The organism is Streptomyces olivaceus (genome assembly GCF_000721235.1).
Lineage (GTDB): Bacteria > Actinomycetota > Actinomycetes > Streptomycetales > Streptomycetaceae > Streptomyces > Streptomyces olivaceus.
Genome location: NZ_JOFH01000058.1, coordinates 20,657 through 27,196 on the forward strand (window position 1 = coordinate 20,657; position 6,540 = coordinate 27,196).

The window sequence follows — 6,540 nt, forward strand, 5'->3', positions numbered from 1 at the left end:
CATCGCGACTGCCCGCGCAGGCCCCAGGCGGCGTGGCAGTCGGTTGTCACCGACTCAGTCGGCGAGGTTGCGGCAGGTGGCGATGTGGCGCAGCAGTTGCGCGACCGCTCGGGTGCGGGCGGTCTGTGTGACGCCGTCCATGTAGACCAGCTTGACCTCCAGGGGAGGCCGGCCGTCCCGCAGTTCCAGTGCCGCGATCTCGCCGCCGCCGTAGGTCTGGCTGGTCTCCGGGCGCTGGTTCAGGACGGAGTACCCGAGTCCCCGGGCCACCATGGACCGCACCGTCTCGTAACTCTGGGTGCGGTAGCGCACGTCGGGCTCGGTGCCGGTGGCGGCCACCAGTGCGCGGAAGTAGTCGCGGCTGTGCGGCAGGTCCAGCAGGACGAGGGGTTCCGCGGCCAGTTCGGTCAGCTCCACGCTCCCCCGGCCGGCCAGGGGGTGGCCGGCGGGGACGATGGCGTAGGCCGGAGCGAGGGCGATCGTCTCGCTGCGCACTTCGGCGTCGCCGGACAGCCCGAGGTCGTAGGTGAGGGCGACATCGATGTGCCCGGCCCGCAGTGACCGGATGAGCTGTTCTGCCTCCGCCTCCACCACGTCGATCTCGATGCCCGGGTAGCGGTGGGTGCACTCGCTGAACAGCGCGGGCAGGTAGTACGGCGCCAGGGTCACGAAGCAGCCGACGGCGACCGGCCCAGAGATGTCCTCACCGCCTCCCCGGGCCTCCCTCTCGATGTCGCGGGCGCGGCCCAACAGCTCGCGCGCCTGAAGCTGCAACCGCCTGCCCGCCGGGGTCAGGGTAAGTCCCCTCCCCCGGCGGCGGATGAACAGCTGGGCCTGGAGGTCACGTTCCAGGTTGTAGACGGCCGTGGACACCGCGGACTGCGCGATGTGGAGCTGTGCCGACGCCGCGGTCATCGAACCGCTTTCGGCGGCCACCAGGAAGTAGCGGAGCTGCACCAGGGTGAAACCCACCGAAGACGTCATGCCGAACTCCCCAGTCCGATCACCGGCTGTTCGCCCAGACCTTATGCGGTGCGGTGCGCGACCGGCTCGGCGGCGGGCTCCTCACCCGGCAGGTCCTCCGCCCGCAACAGGGGGATGCCGGCCGTGTCGCGCATGGACAGCGCGGCGGCGAGCCCGAACGCGGCGAACACCATCAGGTACGGGCCCGGCACCAGCGTGCTGCCGGTCACCGATATCAGTACGGTCATCAGATAGGGCACCGTACCGGCGAACAGCGCGGCGGTGATGTTGTAGGCGATGGACAGACCGCTCTGCCGGACCCGGGTGGGGAAGATCTCCGCCGACCACACGGCGTGGGTGCCCAGCAGCGCCGTCAGGATCACGCCCAGCACCAGGGCGCCGACCCAGGTGCCGACCGAGCCGGTCCGCATGAGCCAGAACGCGGGCGTGGACAGGACCAGCAGGGCGGCCGAGGCGCCGACGAAGACGGGCTTGCGCCCCACTCGGTCGGACAGGTGTCCGAAGGCGGGTACGAGGACCAGGCCGACCAGGGAGATCACCGTGGACAGCAGCGCGGCGTCGGACGCCGAGTGGCCGAGGTGGTCGGTCTCGTAGGTGACCAGGTAGGTCAGTACGGCGTAGAAGGTCACGTTCATGGCCGCCATGAGGGCACCGGCCTGCAGCAGCTGTCGCTTGTGGGAGCGCAGCAGCTCCTTGACGGGGTGGTGCGGGGCGGCGTCGCTCGCCTGCAGGGCCCGGTACTCGGGCGTGTCCTCGATCTTGTTGCGGAGGACGAGCCCGATGACGCCCAGCGGGGCGGAGAGCAGGAAGGGGACGCGCCATCCCCAGGAGGACAGCGCGCCGTCGTCGAGGCCCGCCGACAGCAGCAGGAAGACGAACGATCCGGCCAGGAAGCCCAGCAGGGAACCGACCTCCAGCCAGCTGACGCCGAAGCCGCGGCGTCGCCGTGGGGCGCTCTCGGCGAGGAAGCTGGCCGCGCTGCCGAACTCTCCGCCGGCGGCGAAGCCCTGTACCAGGCGCAGGGCGACCAGCAGCAGCGGGGCCGCGATGCCGATCGACGCGTAGCCCGGCAGCAGTCCGATCGTCAGTGTCGCCCCGGACATCATGAGGATGACCAGCGACAGTGTGCGTTTGCGGCCGATCCGGTCGCCCAGCGGCCCGAGCACGAGCGCACCGATGGGGCGGATGCCGAAGGACACGGCGAACACGCCGAACACCGCGAGCAGCCCGGTGGTCTCATCCTCGGCCGGGAAGAACACCGGCGCGATGGTGCCGGCGAGATAGGCATAGGCGGCCCAGTCGAACCAGTGCACGAACACACCGACCGCACCGGCGGCGACGCTTCTGCGCAGTGCCGCCGGGTCGGCGGTGCTCCCTTCTCCGGTCCCGGCCGTGCTGTCTCCCGTTGTGCTGGTGCGCATGAGCGCCTCCTCGTTCGGTGGGCAGGTCACGTCGAGGCCGTGCGGGTGGTGTCGACGTCGTCTGCGTCACCGGGAACGCGGGCCGGCCGTCCGGAGGCCGGCGGCGGGTCGCTTCCCGGTGAGCGGGGTCCGGTCGCGGCCGGGCCGGGCGCGGGCCCGCCGGTGCGGTCTCCTCACGGTGCCGCCGCCCCGGTCGGCACGCTCCGGTCCACACCGGTCCAGGCCAGCGCGACCGCTCCGTCCAGCAGGGCCCGCTGGGCGGTGCCGCCGACGCAGTACGCGGCGAACTCGTGCTGGTGGTTGGTGGCGGGCAGCGAACCGATGCCGATGTAGGGGTGGATCGCGGGCACCACCTGCGAGACGTTGCCCATGTCGGTGGAGGCGCGGTTCATCCGGGCGGCCTGCCCCGGCGGCGCGAACTCCCGCCCCCGTGCGAGGGCGTTGGCCCGGTAGTGCCCGAGCGCGGTCTCGTCGGTGCGGAACTCCGCGTACGGCTTGCTCTCCGGTTCGATCTCCAGGTCGCAGCCGGTGGCGAGGGCGCCCGCCTCGAAGGCACGCATGACGCGCGGCTCCAGCTCGGCGAGTTCGGCGAGCGTCTCGGCGCGGACGTACCAGCGCCCGGACGACCGTTCCGGGATGGCGTTCGGGGCGTCCCCGGCGTGGGTCACCACTCCGTGCACCCGGGACGAGGGGGGCAGTTGCTGGCGCAGCAGCCCGATGGCGACCTGGGCCACGGTGAAGGCGTCGGCCGCGTTGACGCCGGCCTCCGGGTAGGCGGCGGCGTGCGCCGACTTCCCGGTGTACGAGATCTTCGAGTGGCTCACCGCGAAGGGGCGTGCCTCGGCGACGTCGACCGGCGCCGGGTGCACCATCATCGCCAGGTCGACGTCCGCGAAGGCGCCGCGCTCCAGCATCTCGATCTTCCCGCCGCCGCCCTCCTCGGCCGGGGTGCCGTAGACCTCGACGGTGAGTCCGGCCTCGTCGGCGACCTGCGCGAGGCCCAGGGCGGCACCGACCGCGCTCGCCGCGATCAGGTTGTGCCCGCAGGCGTGTCCGAGGCCGGGCAGTGCGTCGTACTCGGCGCACAGCGCGATCCGCACCGGTCCGCTGCCGAACCGGGCGTGGAACGCGGTGTCCAGATCCAGATAGGAGGAGGTGACCGCGAAGCCGGTGCGGTCCAGCAGCTCGGGCACGGTGGCGGCGGCCCGGTGCTCCTCCCAGGCGGTCTCCGGGTCGGCGTGCAGCCGCTCGGACAGGGCGATCAGTTCTTCCGCGTGCCGGTCGACCGCCTGCCGTGCGGCCTCTTTGAGCGTCGCCGTCACCGGTCGCGCGGGGCGCCGCGTCGCTGGTCGCCCGGGACGCCGTAGGAAGGGGCGGTGGCGGGGTCGAGACCGCGGCGCACGTAGTCGTCGCGCTGCGGCAGCCAGACGCCGACGAGTTCGGCGAGCCGGTCGACGGGATCGTCGGCCCAGTCCACACGCAGGTCGGTCACCCGCCAGTCCACGTCGGCGACGACCGCGAGACCCGCGGAGTACACGGGACCCTCCTCGCCACCGGCGGCGACGGCGGCCCGCATGGCGGTGATCAGCCGCTCCTCCAGCTCCCCCGTGGCCGCGGTGTACGCGTCGAGGAGGACGCCCGGGATGTGCTCGCCGCTCAGCATGTTGCCGGCCGCGACCGCGCCGTCCGCGGTGGCCGAGGCGTGCTTGCCCAGGGTGTGCGCGCCGCTGAAGGCGAAGCCGGGGCCGGTGCGGCCGAGGACGGTCAGCTGCCGGTGGTCGATGTGCTCGGCCGCCCCGGTGACCTGGCTCAGGGCCCGCTCGGCGTCGCCGTGCTCGGCGAGCCGTTCCAGCAGCGCCGTACCGAGGGTGGGGTCGGTGATGTTCTGCGACGAGGCGGCACCGACTCCGGTCCGCAGATGGGAGACGCGGGCGAAGACGGCGGGGCTGGAGGAGCTGGCCGCCATGCCGAAGCGGTCGCCGTCGCGTACGACGAGGGAGAAGGTCATACCCGCTCCCCCTCGGCGCCCGCGGGGATCACGGCGACGGCGTCGATCTCGCACAGCCACTCCGGCCGGGCCAGCGCGGAGACCACCAGGCCGGTGGAGATGGGGTGCACGCCCCTGGTCCAACGGCCGACCGTGCGGTAGACGGCCTCGCGGTAGCGCGGGTCGACAAGGTAGATGGTCAGCTTGACCAGGTGCTCCATCCTGCTGCCCGCCTCTTCGAGCAGCATCCTGATGTTCGCCATGGCCCGCTCGGCCTGCGCCTCCGCGTCGCCGACGCCGACCGACTCGCTGGTGTCGAGGTCCTGGCCGATCTGACCGCGTACGTACACGGTGTCGCCGGCGACGACCGCCTGGCAGAGGTCGTTGTCGAGGCTCTGCTCGGGATACGTGTCGCGGGTGTTGAACGGGCGGATCCGGGTGTGCCCGCCGGCGACGATCGGGGCCCTCACCTCGCGGCCCTCGTTCGTGGAAGTCATCGTCTGTCCGCTCCTCAGTGGTCGGTGGTGTCGTACGCGAGGTAGCCGCGCCGAGTGACTATGTGATCGGCGACGTACCGGGCGTCGTGCCACACCCCCCAGATGAAGCTCGACCCGCGGCGCGACAGCCAGGGCAGGCCGAGGAAGTACACGCCCGGCTCGGCGGAGACACCGCGCCGCTGCACGGGCCGGCCCTTCTCGTCGAACGTGTCGACCTGGAGCCAGCCGTAGTCGGCGGCGAAGCCCGTCGCCCAGACGATCGAGGTGACGCCCGCCTCGGCCAGGTCCAGCTCCAGGCGCGGCTCCGTCACGCACGCCGGGTCGGGAGCCAGGACGTGCGCCTCCGGCTCCTCGGGCAGGTCGAGCCCGTTGCGCTCGACGTACGCGTCGGCCGCTCGGAGGAGTTCCAGGTACTTCTCGTCGCCGACCGCGATGTTCGTCGCGAGGTCCGGTGCGAAGCGCAGTACGCCGCCGTCGTACGAGGCGGTCATGCCGACCAGTTCGACGCCGTCGGCGGCCAGGGCGCGGAAGTCCACGGTGTGGCCGCCGCGGGCGCCGCTGACCGCGATGGTCACGTGCTCCGCGCCCTGCGGCGGCGTCTCCGCGTCCCAGCGTCCCAGGACACCGAGCCACCAGCAGAAGTCCCGCCCCCGGTACTGGCGCGGCGGACGGTCGTGCGGGCCCACGGAGAGGAAGACCCGGCGCCCGGAACGGCGCAGCTCGTCGGCGATCTGCACCCCCGAGGAGCCCGCCCCGACCACCAGGACGGCGCCCTCGGGCAGCTGCTCCGGGTTGCGGTAGCCGCTGGAGTGCATCTGCACCGGCACCGCGCCGTCCGGCACGATCGGCGGAAACACCGGCCGCTGGAACGGTCCCGTCGCCGCCACCACGAAGCGTGCGTCTATCGAACCCTGGGACGTCTCGACCCGGAATCCGGACCGCCCCTCCCGCCGGCGCACCGACGTCACCTCGACACCGGTACGGACCGGCGCGCCGATCTTCTCCGCGTAGGCGACGAAGTACTCCGCGACCTGCTCCTTCGAGGCGAAGGCGTCGGGGGCGACGTCGGAGAACTCGAGGCCCGGGAACCGGTCGTGCCAGGCGGGCCCGTTCGCCACCAGGGCGTCCCACCGCTCCGAACGCCACCGCTCGGCGATCCGGTGCCGTTCCAGCACGATGTGCGGCACACCCTGGCTTCCCAGGTGCTCGCTCATCGCGACGCCGGCCTGGCCCGCACCGACGACGACCACTTCGGTCTCTTCACTCACCGTTCAGCCTCCACTCACGCGGTAGTCCGTCCCGGCGTCGCTTCGACTGTGCTACCGCTGCGGAACATCTTTGGACGCGTGCGGAAACCTGTCCAACAGGTGTTTTCGTTGTGAGTGATCTGATTTTCCGATGCAGGGTCCGGCTCGGCCAGGTGCGGTCTTCCGCCTATCCGTGAGCCGCGCGGCGTTGCCGAGGTCGCTAAGACCGAGGCGGTGCCGGAAGCCTTGCCCCTCGCAGCGGACACCGGGCGCCCCGGGCGCACTCCGCCCACACCGTCTTGCCTCCCGGCGGGTACGGCTCGCAGCCCCAGGCGTCCGCGAGCGAGGTGACGAGGAGCAGGCCGCGGCCGGACCTGCCCCGGACACGGCCGTGCAGGGCGGCG

General features: G+C 72.3%; 6 protein-coding genes and 1 pseudogene. All 7 read right to left on the reverse strand.

Going from position 1 to position 6,540, the window contains the following annotated elements:
* Positions 1–54: 54 nt before the first annotated feature.
* Positions 55–984, reverse strand: a complete 930-nt coding sequence (locus IG94_RS0136235; protein ID WP_031047698.1) for a LysR family transcriptional regulator — start codon at positions 982–984, stop codon at positions 55–57.
* Between the two features lie 41 nt (positions 985–1,025).
* Complete coding sequence (locus IG94_RS0136240; RefSeq protein WP_078892556.1) at positions 1,026–2,405, reverse strand: MFS transporter; 1,380 nt, start codon at positions 2,403–2,405, stop codon at positions 1,026–1,028.
* 173 nt (positions 2,406–2,578) lie between these two features.
* Entirely contained in the window at positions 2,579–3,727 is a 1,149-nt protein-coding gene (locus tag IG94_RS0136245; RefSeq protein ID WP_031047702.1) for a M20 family metallopeptidase, read from the reverse strand.
* Entirely contained in the window at positions 3,724–4,413 is a 690-nt protein-coding gene (locus IG94_RS0136250) for a DUF1028 domain-containing protein (protein WP_031047704.1), read from the reverse strand. Before IG94_RS0136250 ends, IG94_RS0136245 begins: the two co-directional genes overlap by 4 nt.
* A complete protein-coding gene (locus IG94_RS0136255) occupies positions 4,410–4,889 on the reverse strand; it encodes a RidA family protein (protein WP_052411031.1) in 480 nt (159 codons plus the stop codon). The genes IG94_RS0136250 and IG94_RS0136255 overlap by 4 nt, the downstream gene beginning before the upstream one ends.
* Before the next feature lie 14 nt (positions 4,890–4,903).
* A complete protein-coding gene (locus IG94_RS0136260; protein ID WP_031047708.1) occupies positions 4,904–6,157 on the reverse strand; it encodes a flavin-containing monooxygenase in 1,254 nt (417 codons plus the stop codon).
* A 199-nt stretch (positions 6,158–6,356) separates the two neighbouring features.
* Positions 6,357–6,540 (reverse strand): annotated as a pseudogene (locus IG94_RS43845) (hypothetical protein); the annotation flags it as partial.

What these genes read in the sequence shown, in the direction of transcription:
- IG94_RS0136235 (WP_031047698.1), bottom strand. Translation starts at nt 984, where the DNA reads ATGACGTCTTCGGTGGGTTTCACCCTGGTGCAGCTCCGCTACTTCCTG.
- IG94_RS0136240 (WP_078892556.1), bottom strand. Translation starts at nt 2,405, where the DNA reads ATGCGCACCAGCACAACGGGAGACAGCACGGCCGGGACCGGAGAAGGG.
- IG94_RS0136250 (WP_031047704.1), bottom strand. Translation starts at nt 4,413, where the DNA reads ATGACCTTCTCCCTCGTCGTACGCGACGGCGACCGCTTCGGCATGGCG.
- IG94_RS0136255 (WP_052411031.1), bottom strand. Translation starts at nt 4,889, where the DNA reads ATGACTTCCACGAACGAGGGCCGCGAGGTGAGGGCCCCGATCGTCGCC.